The sequence below is a fragment of the Bacillus sp. Au-Bac7 genome, assembly GCF_021341655.1.
In the GTDB taxonomy this organism is placed as follows: Bacteria; Bacillota; Bacilli; order Bacillales; family Cytobacillaceae; genus Niallia.
The window spans coordinates 643,243-656,552 of record NZ_JAJTTG010000001.1; the positions used below are offsets into that span (position 1 = coordinate 643,243).

At 39.4% G+C, this 13,310-nt stretch carries 14 protein-coding genes and 1 other annotated feature; of the genes, 10 read left to right on the forward strand and 4 right to left on the reverse strand.

The features are described 5' to 3' along the window. The first annotated feature begins 76 nt into the window (after window positions 1-76). Both LXM54_RS03345 and LXM54_RS03350 read left to right on the forward strand, forming a co-directional pair. Window positions 77-694 (forward strand): TetR/AcrR family transcriptional regulator, encoded by a 618-nt coding sequence (locus LXM54_RS03345; protein ID WP_237941523.1) that lies wholly within the window; start codon window positions 77-79, stop codon window positions 692-694. Window positions 695-795: 101 nt separating this feature from the next. Beyond that, window positions 796-2,127, forward strand: a complete 1,332-nt coding sequence (locus LXM54_RS03350; RefSeq protein ID WP_233313673.1) for a metal-dependent hydrolase family protein — start codon at window positions 796-798, stop codon at window positions 2,125-2,127. Between the two features lie 53 nt (window positions 2,128-2,180). Here LXM54_RS03350 and LXM54_RS03355 read toward each other — a convergent pair whose 3' ends face one another. The 3 genes from LXM54_RS03355 to LXM54_RS03365 all read right to left on the reverse strand — a co-directional run bounded on the left by LXM54_RS03355 (window position 2,181) and on the right by LXM54_RS03365 (window position 3,381). Continuing rightward, entirely contained in the window at window positions 2,181-2,540 is a 360-nt protein-coding gene (locus tag LXM54_RS03355; RefSeq protein WP_233313674.1) for a hypothetical protein, read from the reverse strand. 94 nt (window positions 2,541-2,634) lie between these two features. After that, window positions 2,635-2,889, reverse strand: coding sequence for a type B 50S ribosomal protein L31 (locus LXM54_RS03360; RefSeq protein WP_233313675.1), 255 nt, complete (start codon window positions 2,887-2,889; stop codon window positions 2,635-2,637). Window positions 2,890-3,075: 186 nt separating this feature from the next. Next, on the reverse strand, window positions 3,076-3,381 hold the full coding sequence (locus tag LXM54_RS03365; protein WP_233313676.1) for an antibiotic biosynthesis monooxygenase family protein: 306 nt from the start codon (window positions 3,379-3,381) through the stop codon (window positions 3,076-3,078). Window positions 3,382-3,554: 173 nt separating this feature from the next. On the opposite strand from LXM54_RS03365, the gene LXM54_RS03370 reads away from it, so the two are divergent. Together LXM54_RS03370 and LXM54_RS03375 are read left to right on the forward strand one after the other, a co-directional pair. Next, window positions 3,555-4,064 (forward strand): GNAT family N-acetyltransferase, encoded by a 510-nt coding sequence (locus LXM54_RS03370; RefSeq protein ID WP_233313677.1) that lies wholly within the window; start codon window positions 3,555-3,557, stop codon window positions 4,062-4,064. Between the two features lie 19 nt (window positions 4,065-4,083). Further along, window positions 4,084-4,680, forward strand: a complete 597-nt coding sequence (locus LXM54_RS03375) for a DJ-1/PfpI family protein (protein ID WP_233313678.1) — start codon at window positions 4,084-4,086, stop codon at window positions 4,678-4,680. Between the two features lie 44 nt (window positions 4,681-4,724). Here the strand turns inward: LXM54_RS03375 and LXM54_RS03380 are convergent, their stop codons facing one another. Further along, a complete protein-coding gene (locus LXM54_RS03380) occupies window positions 4,725-5,636 on the reverse strand; it encodes a LysR family transcriptional regulator (protein WP_233313679.1) in 912 nt (303 codons plus the stop codon). Window positions 5,637-5,910: 274 nt separating this feature from the next. Between LXM54_RS03380 and LXM54_RS03385 the strand changes: the two genes are divergently transcribed. The 6 genes from LXM54_RS03385 (at window position 5,911) to LXM54_RS03410 (ending at window position 13,283) form a co-directional block, all read left to right on the forward strand. Next, complete coding sequence (locus LXM54_RS03385) at window positions 5,911-7,623, forward strand: ABC transporter ATP-binding protein (RefSeq protein WP_233314744.1); 1,713 nt, start codon at window positions 5,911-5,913, stop codon at window positions 7,621-7,623. Window positions 7,624-7,740: 117 nt separating this feature from the next. Continuing rightward, window positions 7,741-8,721, forward strand: a complete 981-nt coding sequence (locus LXM54_RS03390) for a DMT family transporter (protein WP_233313680.1) — start codon at window positions 7,741-7,743, stop codon at window positions 8,719-8,721. Between the two features lie 154 nt (window positions 8,722-8,875). After that, window positions 8,876-9,652 carry a Cof-type HAD-IIB family hydrolase gene (locus LXM54_RS03395; RefSeq protein WP_267913276.1) on the forward strand — a complete coding sequence of 259 codons (777 nt, stop codon included), beginning with the start codon at window positions 8,876-8,878 and terminating at the stop codon, window positions 9,650-9,652. A gap of 57 nt (window positions 9,653-9,709) precedes the next feature. Further along, window positions 9,710-9,926: a binding site (T-box leader), on the forward strand. Window positions 9,927-9,998: 72 nt separating this feature from the next. Further along, complete coding sequence (gene proB / locus LXM54_RS03400; RefSeq protein ID WP_233313681.1) at window positions 9,999-11,087, forward strand: glutamate 5-kinase; 1,089 nt, start codon at window positions 9,999-10,001, stop codon at window positions 11,085-11,087. Window positions 11,088-11,101: 14 nt separating this feature from the next. Further along, entirely contained in the window at window positions 11,102-12,349 is a 1,248-nt protein-coding gene (locus LXM54_RS03405) for a glutamate-5-semialdehyde dehydrogenase (RefSeq protein WP_233313682.1), read from the forward strand. Window positions 12,350-12,383: 34 nt separating this feature from the next. After that, on the forward strand, window positions 12,384-13,283 hold the full coding sequence (locus tag LXM54_RS03410) for an AEC family transporter (protein WP_233313683.1): 900 nt from the start codon (window positions 12,384-12,386) through the stop codon (window positions 13,281-13,283). The last annotated feature ends 27 nt before the right edge of the window (window positions 13,284-13,310 follow it).

The window sequence follows — 13,310 nt, forward strand, 5'->3', positions numbered from 1 at the left end:
CATCCAGTTACAATTATTTGACAGCAACCAAGAATTAAACTAAATTAATAGTGAATACACCATTCATTATTAAGAGGTGGTTATTATCCAGTCAAAAAAAGAGGAAGTAAAAAAACAAATCGAAGCTGCCGCCTTGAAAGTGTTTTTTAACAAAGGATTTTTGAATGCAAAAATGAGCGATATCGCTGAAGAAATTCAAATTTCAGTCGGAAATATTTATACGTATTTCAAAAATAAAAACGATTTGTTTTATTCGGTCGTTCCACCATCCTTAGTCGATTATTTGCAAAAGGTGTTAGTTGAAAGCATTCATTTTGATAACCAGACATTGTTTGATGAGGCGAGGACGGAGAAAAGGACAGATATTTTTCAAAAGCAGATTAATCTATTAACCCAATATCATCAGCAGATTGTGATTATTTTTGAAAAAAATCAAGGAACGGAATACAGCAATGCCAAAAACGAGCTGATTGATTTAATGATGGAAACTAAAATGCCGTACGTTAAGAGTACGTACAAAAGATATGAAATAAACAGTGAGGATAATTTTATTTTATTGAATATTCTCGCTAATAGTTTCGTCAACATGATTTTAGACTTATTAAAGAGAGAGATGAGCATAGAAAGCAGACAGCAGATATTTGAGGTGCTTAGCATATACAGGCTGCATGGACTCAAAAGCTTAAATGAATAATACTGTACACTAAAGTGATTCACTTAGTTTAAGGTGAATCACTATTTTAAAAACTAAAAATGAATAAACTATTCATTTTTGAAAAATGGGAGGAAGCACTCATGAAGACAGGATATGCCTTACATAATTGCCATATAATCTATGGTGATGGGAAAAAATTTGCAGATACAAATATGACCATATTAGTAAACGAACAAGGGAGAATTCATCAAATCGAAAAGACAAGCAATCTCGTTGTTCCAAGTCATTATGAGAGCATAGACTTAACAGGGAACTATGTAATGCCTGGCCTCATCAACGCCCATGTACATCTGTTTGCAGACGGAAAGCCTTTTACATTGTCAGTAAGTGAAAAGCTTTTAAATTTTGCGTTTCACCATCTTTTGGATACATCGATAGGAAGAAGAATCTTAAAAAAACGGATGAAAAAAAATGCCATAACCGCCTTGCATTCTGGTGTAACGACGATGCGCAGCGTAGGTGAATTCTTTTATAAAGATGTGGAGCTGAGGGAGGAGATTCATGCGCACAAGTTCGTAGGTCCGAACCTACTTACAGCAGGCTACTTCCTAAGTGTAACAGGCGGTCACGGCGCACCTTATTTAGCCTTAGTCGGCGATTCTCCGTGGGAGGCGAGAAGAAATGTGAGAATAAATGTTAAACATGGGGTGGATTTAATTAAAATCTGTGTCACCGGCGGTGTTACAGATGCAAAAATGGTCGGGGAAGCTGGCCGGTTACAAATGACAGAGGACGAAGTTGCCGCCATATGTGAGGAAGCTCATAAAATCGGCATACGTGTTGCCGCACATGTGGAAAGTACGGAAGGAGTAAGAGTTGCACTAAAGGGAGGGGTTGATACGATAGAACATGGAGCGGAGATGGATGAGGAAATTATCAGTCTGTATAAATGTAATCCTAGAGCCTTAAAGGGTTACACAGCGTTAATTCCTACTTTGCAGGCTGGTTATCCTAGCGCAAAATTGGATTTGAGTCTGACGAAAGTGAGCGAAACAGTGCAAGAAAACTCTCGGCTTGTTTACGATTCGATGCTAGCAAGTGTAAGGCAGGCGGTAGAACATGGGATAAAAATGGGGATTGGTACAGATGCAGCAATGCCATTTGTGACACACTATGATATGTGGCGCGAGCTGGACCATCTTATGCGAAAAACGTCGCTCGATTCACTGCAGGTAATTGAAAAGGCAACAAAAACAAATGCAGAAATTCTCGGAATAGATCATCTAACTGGAACGATTGAAATGGGAAAACGAGCAGATTTAATTGTAATGGACCATAATCCATTAGAAAATATCAAAGCTTTATCAAATATAACGATGGTAATGGTAAAAGGTCAACTTATAAAAAATCCAAACGTAAATAAAATGAAGGAAGTGGATGATTTGCTAGATTTAGTATGGAGCAACGAATAAAAAAACCAGAAATATAAATTTCTGGTTTCAGCTTACTAATATAAGTGATGGCTCTAAGAGAGACAAAGAAAATATTGGCTATTGCCCGTTTTCTTGAATCCATTGCCGTTCACTTCATCTGTACAGTCAATCCACTGATATTTTTTTGCTTTGCTCTCTAAAACCTCACTAATCTCATCTTCCGTTTCGTGCATTAAGCTGATTACTTCCGTTAATGTCATCTTAAAGTGAGCGGCTGCCTCTTGATGCGGCAGCTGCTCTTTAAGAAGTGATAGAAACTGTGTTTTTGAATCAGCTTTCTGTGCTAAAGACTCTTCCTTATCTACAATATATTGGTAAACTGCTTTCTTAAACGGTGGCAGTGTGTTGACGAAATTCCTTTCAAGTATCTCCATCCACTTTTCATTTCTCATTATAGGCAACCTTTGCTATTTAAGCAGATACTAATCAGTAGTAGAGAATTATCGTAACTATTACGATTTACCAAAGAGCCATTAACAATGTCCATTAATTGTTTTCTTTCATATTGTACTTTTTCAGGAAGCGATCCACTCTTCCGCCTTTATCTGCAAATTTCTGCTTACCTGTGTAAAATGGATGTGAATCTGAACTAGTCTCTACTTTAATAAGAGGATAAGTATTGCCATCCTCCCATTTAATAGTCTCATTGGATTTTTTCGTCGAACCTGTCAGAAATTTGAAGCCGCTGTTCGTATCCATAAATACGACTTTTTCATAATTTGGATGTATATTTGCTTTCATATTATCACCTCATATTTTTTACTACATACTCATGATAATCGAAATCATTACGTTTTGCAAGTGATGTGCATTATATATTAATTGGAATCGTATTAAGCGTATATCGCAGGAAGAATCTAGTCTTAACTAGTTAAAAAAACCGGCTGCCATTATGTCAGCCGGTTTTTTGTGTTCTAATGTAGAAGTTTATTCAGCAACGACTGCAAATTGTTTAACAGTAGGAATAACCGAGGCTAATTCCTTATCTGGGTATTTTTTCTCGAGCTCGTGAATATCCTTAAACTCTGTGCTCCTGACCCATTTTAAGTAATCCTCCTTCGTTTCCCATTCCATATGTACGGTAATTTCTCCTTTGTTTTTTTCATTTTGGAGCAGAAGGAAGCGGATAAATCCATGGTTTTTGTCTACTAATCGGGAACGGTTTTTATAGATTTCAATGACTTCAAGCGCCTTTTCATCTGGGACTGGAAAGGTTGACTGAACAATAAACATGAAGCAAAACTCCTCTGAAATTAATTTTTTACTATCGTACCATAAATTTATCAGAAAATTCATCGTATAGAAGGAAAGCATATAAGAAATATGGAATTATTAAGTTAGAAACCTAGCAAAAATTTTTTCCTGAACAAAAATCATATGACAACATAAGAAAGGGGGGATTCGTTTTGCAGGTAAGGGTGCTTAAACCAAAGGACGCAAAAGATTACTGGAATTTGCGGTTAACAACATTAAAGCAGCATCCAGATGCCTTTTTATTAACCGTGGAAGAAGAACAAAAACGCCTCTATCCCATTAAGAGGATTACAGCTCTCTTAAAGGACCCAACAAGGGTTACTATAGGTGCATTTATGGATGAACGCCTTGTTGGCAGCATCACCCTTCAAAAGGAAACCTATAAAAAAATTAAGCATAAGGCAAGTGTGCTGTCATTTTTTATAGAAGATGATTTTCGGAACAAGGGGATTGGCAAACGGCTTTTGACAGAGGTAATTACTCTAGCAAAAAGGTATGATATTGAGCAATTGCTGCTGGCTGTCGTTTCCACAAATGCAGGTGCAATTGCCTTATACGAATCATTCGGCTTCACTGTTTTTGGATTGGAAAAGAACGCATTAAAGGTGGATGGACAATACTTTGATGAACAGCATATGATTTTCTATCTTTCGAGTAGTTGAGAGAAAAGGAGTTGCAGGGATGAAAACAAGAAGTGTAGGAATACTGTTATTTGATGATGTGGAAGTGCTTGATTTTGCAGGACCTTTTGAAGTGCTGTCAGTAGCCTCCTTTAAGGATCGTGATGATAGGAAACCATTTAAGGTAGAAACAGTTTCAGAAACAGGAGAGCTGATTGCTGCGAGGAACGGATTGCATGTGTTGCCTAGCTATTCCTTCGAAAATGCCCCAGCATTTGATATAATCATCATCCCTGGCGGACCGGGAGCAAGGCTGACAGAAATACATAATGAGAAATTGATGGAATGGATAAAACAGCAAAATAAAACGGCAGAGCTTGTGGCTTCTGTTTGTACAGGTGCCTTGCTGCTTGCAAAAGCAGGGCTTTTGGATGGGAAAAAGGCGACGACACATTGGGCTTCCTACGATAATTTCGCAGAAACCTTCCCCAAAGTGGAAGTGGTTAGAGGCGTTAAATTTGTTGATGAAGGCAGAATTGTCTCTTCAGGCGGCATTTCTGCAGGGATAACGATGGCATTCCATCTTGTGGAAAGATTAGTAGGAGCAGATGAAAAAGCCATAACAGCAAAAAGAATGGAGTATGATTTGCCAGAATAAGCTAAAAAAGAAGGCTTCTACTGCAGAAGCCTTCTTTTCCCTTGTTATTTATAAGAAATTGCTTCAAGTGAGAACCCATTTTTGGATTTTAAGAATTGGGTAAACAATTCAACAGAGCGAGTGTGGATATCTGTTTTTGGGATGACATAGGAGAAGTTTCGGTTAATCTGTTCATTTTTAAGCCGGATGGAATGGATTGTTTTCATATGAAGTTCTTTTTGAATCGAAAACTTAGAAACAATCGAAATGCCAATCCCTGCTTCAACAGACTCTTTAATAATTTGCGTGCTGCCAAACGATCTCAAAATAAGGGGAGAAAAGGCATGCTTTTCAAACAGTTTGTCAATAACCTCTCTCGTTCCAGAACCTTCTTCCCGTAAGATCCATGTTTCACCGTACAGGCTTTCCAGATCGATCGTGCGAAAGCTTGCTAAAGGATGATCAGTGCCTACGATAATTACCAGTTCATCCTGTTCAAAGGGAGTGATATGCAGGTGAGGGTGACTTTTGACTTCCCCATCAATTATGCCAATATCAAGACTGCCATCAAGTACTTGCTTCATGATGCTACTAGAATTGCTGATGGAGACTTTCGGTTCAATTAATTGGTGTACTTTCATAAAATCAGAAATATATCTGGGCAGTAAATACTCACCGAATGTATAACTAGACCCAATTAAGAGAGGACCGCTCACAACCTTCGTTATGTCATCAATAAGACCTTCCGCCTGTTCATACTCTTTTAGGATACGCTTGGCATGATAATACAATATTTCACCAGCACGAGTAAGCCGAACGTATTTGTTCGTACGATCGAAGAATTTCACTTCATACTTCTTTTCCAAAGCTTTTATGGAAAGCGTTACAGCAGATTGTGTAATATGGAGCTCTTCGGCAGCTCGAGTAAAGTTCTTCTTTTCAGCAACTGTGACAAATGTCAATAAATGATAATCCAATCCTTTCACACTCTCCTTCTGCCAGATTTGAAGTCTTCGTTTCGCATCTTCATTTTTTTAGTATATACTTAGTTCGCTTAAATAAATGATAAATCCTTTAACAATTCAAAAAATACTGAAAATTTACTATTTTTATACCGATTCCAGCTTTTTGAAAATAAATTGTGACTATTTCGATAATGAAAATATTTTCCTTGAATAAATAGGAGTAAACATCTATAATCAATAATGATTCTCAAATAGAACTGTTAAAATTATATAAAAGGAGCATATGATGATAAAGCGTTTTTTCACTTATTATTTACCGCATAAGAAATTATTCATTCTTGATTTCTCGAGCGCTGTCATTGTGGCAATTTTGGAACTTGCCTTCCCAATGGCTGTTACTTGGTTTATCGATAAGCTCCTTCCTGAGGGAAATTGGAGTACCATCGTCTCTGTAAGCTGCGGCTTGCTGGCATTATATTTAATAAGCACTTATTTGCAATATATTGTTAACTACTGGGGACATAAGCTTGGAATTAATATTGAAACAGATATGCGTGCACAGCTGTTCAATCATGTCCAAAAGCAAAGCTTTAAATTCTTTGACAATACAAAAACAGGTCATGTTATGAGCCGAATTACAAATGACTTGTTTGATATCGGCGAGCTTGCCCACCATGGTCCTGAAGATTTGTTTATAGCAATCATGACATTTGTCGGCGCCTTCTGGATTATGCTGACCATTAATGTGAAGCTTGCGTTAATCGTCATTTTCATCGTGCCTGTGCTCGTCTGGCTGATCACATACTGCAATAAGAGCATGAATAAAGCATGGAGGCATATGTACGGCGATATTGCCGATGTTAATGCCCGCGTTGAAGACAGTGTATCCGGTGTGCGTGTTGTCCAATCCTTCACGAACGAAGACTATGAAATGGAGCGTTTTTCTGTTAATAATAAACGTTTCAGAAAAGCGAAAATCGTTGCATACAAAGTAATGTCTTTAACTTCATCTTCTGTTTACATGCTAATGCGCTTTTTCACGTTAGTAGTATTGGTTTATGGAGCATGGCTGACATTTAATGGCCAGCTGACAAACGGTGAGCTAGTTGCATTTATTCTGTATGTTAACATTTTGCAAAAGCCAATAGATAAAATCAGTGCATTGCTGGAGCTGTATCCGAAAGGTATGGCTGGATTTAGACGTTTCTTGGATCTGCTTGATTCAGAGCCTGAAATTCAAGACCGCAAAGATGCAGTGGAAGTGCCTGCATTGCGTGGGGACATTCAATTTAATAATGTGACATTCGGCTATGATAACAGAACTGTTTTAGACCAAATCAGTCTGAACATTAAAGCGGGCGAAACAGTTGCATTTGTTGGTCCGTCCGGTGCAGGGAAAACGACAATTTGTTCATTAGTGCCAAGGTTTTATGATGTGAACGGCGGAGCCATTAAAATTGACGGCATGGATATCCGTGATATGACAAAGCATTCCTTGCGTTCTCAAATTGGGATCGTTCAGCAGGATGTGTTCCTGTTCACAGGTACATTAAAAGAAAATATCGCATACGGAAAACTAGATGCAACAGACGAAGAAATACATGAAGCAGTAAAAAGAGCTCACTTGGAAGATTTAATCCGCAAGCTTCCAGACGGCTATGACACACAAATAGGAGAGCGGGGCTTGAAGCTGTCGGGAGGACAAAAGCAAAGGCTGGCGATTGCGAGAATGTTCTTGAAAAATCCGCCAATACTTATTCTCGATGAAGCCACCTCTGCCCTTGATACAGAAACAGAGCAAATTATTCAAGCATCATTAAATGAACTTGCGAAAAACCGTACAACATTAGTGATTGCCCACAGACTCGCAACAATCCGCAATGCTGACCGCATTGTTGTTGTTACCGAAAACGGGATTGAAGAGGAAGGAGGACATGATGAACTGATTGAAAAAGGCGGTATTTTCGCTAATCTTCATCGTGTTCAATACCAGCGTTAACTTTTTAGATGCCTTTTTAGAAGGCATCTTCTTTTTTTTGCAAAAATAGCAATTGAAGTTAGTATTTAATATGCGATATATTGGTTATAAGTAATTTTTTATGGAGGTGCCTGTTTTATGCGACCGATAATGTTAGGAATTGCGTCTGCCTTCTTTTTTGCTTTTACGTTTGTTTTGAATAAAGCGATGGAGATGAATGGGGGAAGCTGGGTATGGAGTGCATCCCTGCGCTACTTTTTTATGGTTCCCTTTTTAGTGATTATTGTATTAATTAGAGGGAATTTAAAGCCGATTTTGCTGGAGCTTCGTAATAATGCTCTCAAATGGATATTGTGGAGTTCTGTCGGATTTGGGATTTTCTATTCGTTTATTTGTTTTGCATCCGCCTATGGGCCAGGCTGGTTAATTGCAGGAACATGGCAGCTGACGATTATTTCAGGAACACTGCTTGCACCGTTGTTTATGGAGCAAATAGCCGCAAGTGACGGAACTATTGTCCATGCAAGAAGAAAAATCCCCATTAAAAGCTTAGGCTTTTCCCTTTTAATAATTGTTGGAATCGTATTTATGCAGGTTGAGTTTGCAAGGAGCTTATCCCTGTCCCAAGCACTGCTTTGTCTCATACCAATACTCATTGCATCCTTTGCATACCCCCTTGGCAATCGGAAAATGATGGAGGTTGCAGGTGGCCGCTTTGATGTTTTTCAGCGAGTGCTTGGCATGACGATTGCTAGCCTGCCGTTTTGGCTTATTCTGTCTGTTTATGGATGGATGACTGCAGGTTTACCGTCTGTTATGCAAGTATACCAATCCGGAATTGTAGCTTTATTTTCTGGTGTTGTTGCGACGATTCTCTTTTTTGCAGCTACAGATTTAGCAAAGGATAATATGCAGAAGCTTGGTGCTGTTGAAGCAACACAGTCATTTGAAGTGCTATTTGCATTAATTGGAGAAATGGTGTTTCTTTCTGCAGGTTTGCCGAGTCCAGTTTCCCTGCTTGGAATTGGAATTGTGATTATTGGCATGGTATTGCATAGTATATTTTCCCGCAATATTAAAAAACTAAAATTAGCTAAAGAAGCGCATCATTTCAATTGATTATTAAAGTTTTGTTAATTATTGAAATTTTTTTACTTATTAGGCAGGTATATGTATACTATTGTATGGAATGGTAACAACAATGATCGTAATGAATGACAGTCATGATTTTGGCTATCACTTCTAAGAAACTAGATTTGGAGGACCAACAAAAATGACCAATGAACAAAACAAAGCAATAAAGCTGATCGCCCTTGATATGGACGGCACATTATTGAACAGCAACGGCGAAATACCTGAGGAAAACCGCAAAGCAATCAAAGAGGCACAAGATGCCGGCATTCATGTTGTCTTAAGCACAGGCAGATCAATCGCAACATGCAAAGATCATGCGGAAAGTCTGTTTCTTAAAACATATTTAGTTACAGTAAACGGCAGTGAAATATGGGATTGGCAAGGCAATTTAATTGAACGGAATTTAGTTGAAGCAGAGCAAATGCGCTGGCTTTGGGAGCTTGCGCAAAAACATGGTGCGAAAATTTGGGCCATCAGCTGCGGCAAGCTTTGGAATAACGAAATGCCTGAGGATATTGACGCAATCGAATGGCTGAAGTTCGGCTACCATATTGACGATGATGCCATTAGAAATGAAGTGTTGAAAGAACTGCAGGCAAGAAATATTTTTGAAATAAGCAATTCATCGCTTGTTAATATTGAAGTGAACGCTTTAGGCATCAACAAGGCCAAAGGGCTAAAAACGGTTTGTGAACGACTTGACATTACAATGGATGAAGTGATGGCAGTCGGAGACAGCTTGAACGACATCAGCATGATTAAAGAGGCAGGCATTGGTGTGGCGATGGGCAATGCACAAGATATCGTGAAAGAAACGGCTAATGCTACAACAAAAACAAATGACGAAAATGGCGTGGCGTATGCTATTCGCAAATGGGCATTACAGGCTGAGCAAGAGCCAGTATTAGAAAAATAAACTGCAGAAATTATGTTGAAACAAAAAAAATAACTGCTATAATAAATAAAAAAGAAGAAGCGAACGAAGAGAAAGGAATAGTATGCGATAACCATTCGTAAAAGAGAGTGGAGCTTATAAGCTGAAAGGCTCCATGACGACATGCCGCAGAACCTGCCTTTCGAGTCCTAGAAAACTAGGCGTGTTATCTGGCGTTATCAGACAAAGTGGGATAAGAGCATTGTCTTTTGTCCAATTAAGGTGGTACCACGGAAAAGCCCTTTTCGTCCTTTTTATAGGATGAAAAGGGCTTTTTTTTTATTACAGTCAAACAGATAAATGATACGGGATGTTGGAGGTAATCGTTTTGGACAGAAAAAGAATAGTGGTGAAAATCGGCAGCAGTTCGCTCACCAACTCAAAGGGAGAAATTGATCAGCTTAAACTAAAGGATCATATCGCAAGTATTGCAGCGTTAAAAAAAGTAGGCAAGGAAGTAATACTTGTTTCCTCTGGTGCAGTTGCAGCTGGATTCAAGCAGCTAGGATACCCGTCGCGTCCAGTGACGCTAAAAGGAAAACAAGCTGCTGCTGCAGTCGGTCAAGGTCTGCTGATTCAGCACTACACAGAGAGCTTAAAAGAATACGGAATCGTACCTGCTCAAATCTTGCTGACAAGAAATGATTTCAGCAAGAAGGAGCGTTACCGCAATGCTTACTCCACCTTGTCAGAGCTTTTGGAAAGAGGCATCCTGCCGATTATCAATGAAAATGATACAGTGTCAGTTGAAGAGCTTACATTCGGTGACAATGATATGCTCTCAGCACTTGTAAGCGGGTTAATCCACGCAGAACAGCTGATAATTTTGACAGATATTAATGGGCTCTACGACAGCAATCCGAAAGACAATCCAAATGCTAAACGTCTTGATTATATTGAAAAAGTAACACCAGAATTTTTAGAAGGAGCGAAAGGCAGCGGCTCAAAAGTAGGAACTGGCGGGATGAAATCGAAGCTGATTGCTGCAGAGACAGCTCTTAGTCTAGGCGTACAAGTGTTCATCGGCAGCGGGAGCGGAGAAGATAAGCTTTTAACCATCCTTGAAGGCAACGGAGATGGGACCTATATTGGTTCGGAAGGATTAAGTGCCATTACCAGCAATAGACAATGGATTGCCCTCCATTCCAAAGTAGAAGGAAAAGTATATGTGGATGAAGGGGCAGAACTAGCTTTGCTGCAAAAGGGAAGCAGCTTGCTTCCGGCAGGCATTTATGAAATTGAAGGATTATTCGAAAAAGGTGATGTTGTCGAAGTGATTGGCACATCAGGATTGATCGGTAAAGGGGAAGTTCTTTACGGCTCACAAGAACTCCATGAAATACTGGCAGGAAATCTATCTAAACAAGAGGGACAGCTGCAAGAAGTTATCCACCGCAATAGCTGGGTGAAAATCTAAAGGGGGTCGTACAAATGGGAGAAGTGCAAACAAAAGGAAAATTAGCGCAGCAGGCAAGCAGGGAGCTGTGGAAATTCACGACTAAGGATAAAAATGAGGCGCTTGCGCTTATTGCAGATCAGCTTTTGGCAGATCAAGCCTATATTATTGAGCAAAACAAAACAGACTTAATCAACGGAGAAAAGGCAGGATTGTCAGTATCTGTTTTGGACAGAATTATGCTTAATGGAAAAAGGATAGAAGACATGGCGCTGGCGATAAGACAGCTCATTGAACTTGAAGATCCAATTGGGGCAACACTGGAAGAAATCCAAAAAGAAAATGGCTTGCTGATCCGCAAAAAAACAGTGCCAATCGGTGTGATGGGCATGATTTATGAAGCAAGACCAAATGTGACGGTAGATGCAGCAACACTGTCGATAAAAACAGGCAATGCCATCCTGCTTAGAGGCAGTTCTTCTGCAGCGAGCTCCAATATTGCTTTAGTGCGTTCTATTCATGATGCGTTAAAGAAGTCAGCTCTTCCTGAAAATGCAGTCCTGCTTATTGAAGATACTAGCAGAGAAACAGCAAAAGAACTGTTCCATTTAACAGAATACTTGGATGTTCTTATTCCAAGAGGCGGGAAAAACCTGATTGATACAGTAGTTAAAGAGGCATCTGTACCTGTCATTGAGACAGGCGCTGGAAACTGTCATTTATTTATCGACGATAGCGCTGATAAACAAATGGCACTTTCCATCAGTCTTAACGGCAAAACACAGCGTCCATCTGTCTGCAATGCTTTGGAAACAATCTTAATTCACCAAAACTGGTATAAGCAATACGGCCAAGAATTGCTGCAAACATTAGCAGACCATGGTGTGGAAATCTACGGAGACAGTACGGTTACAAATGACTGGGCTGATGCCATTTTAGCAACGGAAGAGGATTGGTATACGGAATATTCCGCCTTGAAAATCAGTGTGAAAATTGTTGATGATGTAACAGAAGCGATCACACATATCAATAAGTATGGCACGAGGCACTCGGAGGCAATTCTGACCGAAAAGAGTGAAAATGCAGAAGTTTTCTTATCCAGTGTAGATGCAGCTGCTGTTTATCATAATGCAAGCACACGCTTTACAGACGGATTTGAATTTGGATATGGTGCAGAAATCGGCATTAGCACACAAAAGCTCCATGCAAGAGGACCAATGGGACTAAAAGCTTTGACCTCGTCGAAATACTATATATATGGAAACGGCCAAATCAGAAACTAATACGTTTATTTCATAAGATAGGAAGCGAATACCAATGCAGTTTGTAACAGTCCTGTTGCCAATATTTTTTATTTTTGCTGTCGGCTTTGTCGGTGAAAAAATTCTTCATATAAATACAAAGTCGATTACAACAATGACGGTCTACTTAATGACACCGTTATTGTCATTTAGCGTTTTTTACGAAACAACCTTTAATTTAGACTATCTTATGATGGCCATTTACGCATTAGCACTCGTATTCGGCATCATTGGCATCATTTATATTGTCGCAAAGCTAAGAGGGTATGACGTTAAAAAAACATGCGGGATGATACTGTCATCTGCCTTCATGAATAATGGAAACTATGGCACTCCACTTGTCTTGTTCGCATTTGGAGAGCCAGCCCTTCATTACGCCGTTATCCTGATGGTAATTCAGCAGCTGATTATGGCAACAATCGGCGTTTATTATGCCGCAAAAGGATCAGCAGACAATGAAGGCGCAAACGATACATGGAAGAAAGTCCTGAAAGTGCCGATTATGTATGGCGCACTCCTCGGTGTGATTTTTCATTTTTTAAATATCCCACTATCTGCAACCATGCTTGATGCCATTAAGATGGTAGGAGATGCAGCTATCCCAACAGTCATGCTCGTTTTAGGGATGACACTAGCAAAAATATCCGTCAAAAAAATCCAAGTCAAGCCATTATCCTTTGCCTTAACCTTAAGGCTTATCGTATCACCATTGATTGCGTGGGGCATGACATTAGTACTCCCAGTTGATGATATGCTTAAACAAGTGATGATTGTATTAGCTGCAATGCCGTCAGCCGCCAATACAACGATGTATGCTCTCCAATATGGAACAGAACCGGATTTTGTGTCAACAGCAACGCTGTTTAGTACATTAGCTAGTATTGTCACACTGCCGATTGTGTTGTTTATTGTTTAGTAGTTTTATAGATGAACAAAACCTTGA

What these genes read in the sequence shown, in the direction of transcription:
- LXM54_RS03350 (WP_233313673.1), top strand. Translation starts at nt 796, where the DNA reads ATGAAGACAGGATATGCCTTACATAATTGCCATATAATCTATGGTGAT.
- LXM54_RS03355 (WP_233313674.1), bottom strand. Translation starts at nt 2,540, where the DNA reads ATGAGAAATGAAAAGTGGATGGAGATACTTGAAAGGAATTTCGTCAAC.
- LXM54_RS03360 (WP_233313675.1), bottom strand. Translation starts at nt 2,889, where the DNA reads ATGAAAGCAAATATACATCCAAATTATGAAAAAGTCGTATTTATGGAT.
- LXM54_RS03365 (WP_233313676.1), bottom strand. Translation starts at nt 3,381, where the DNA reads ATGTTTATTGTTCAGTCAACCTTTCCAGTCCCAGATGAAAAGGCGCTT.
- LXM54_RS03375 (WP_233313678.1), top strand. Translation starts at nt 4,084, where the DNA reads ATGAAAACAAGAAGTGTAGGAATACTGTTATTTGATGATGTGGAAGTG.
- LXM54_RS03385 (WP_233314744.1), top strand. Translation starts at nt 5,911, where the DNA reads ATGATAAAGCGTTTTTTCACTTATTATTTACCGCATAAGAAATTATTC.
- LXM54_RS03390 (WP_233313680.1), top strand. Translation starts at nt 7,741, where the DNA reads ATGCGACCGATAATGTTAGGAATTGCGTCTGCCTTCTTTTTTGCTTTT.
- LXM54_RS03395 (WP_267913276.1), top strand. Translation starts at nt 8,876, where the DNA reads ATGACCAATGAACAAAACAAAGCAATAAAGCTGATCGCCCTTGATATG.
- LXM54_RS03405 (WP_233313682.1), top strand. Translation starts at nt 11,102, where the DNA reads ATGGGAGAAGTGCAAACAAAAGGAAAATTAGCGCAGCAGGCAAGCAGG.
- LXM54_RS03410 (WP_233313683.1), top strand. Translation starts at nt 12,384, where the DNA reads ATGCAGTTTGTAACAGTCCTGTTGCCAATATTTTTTATTTTTGCTGTC.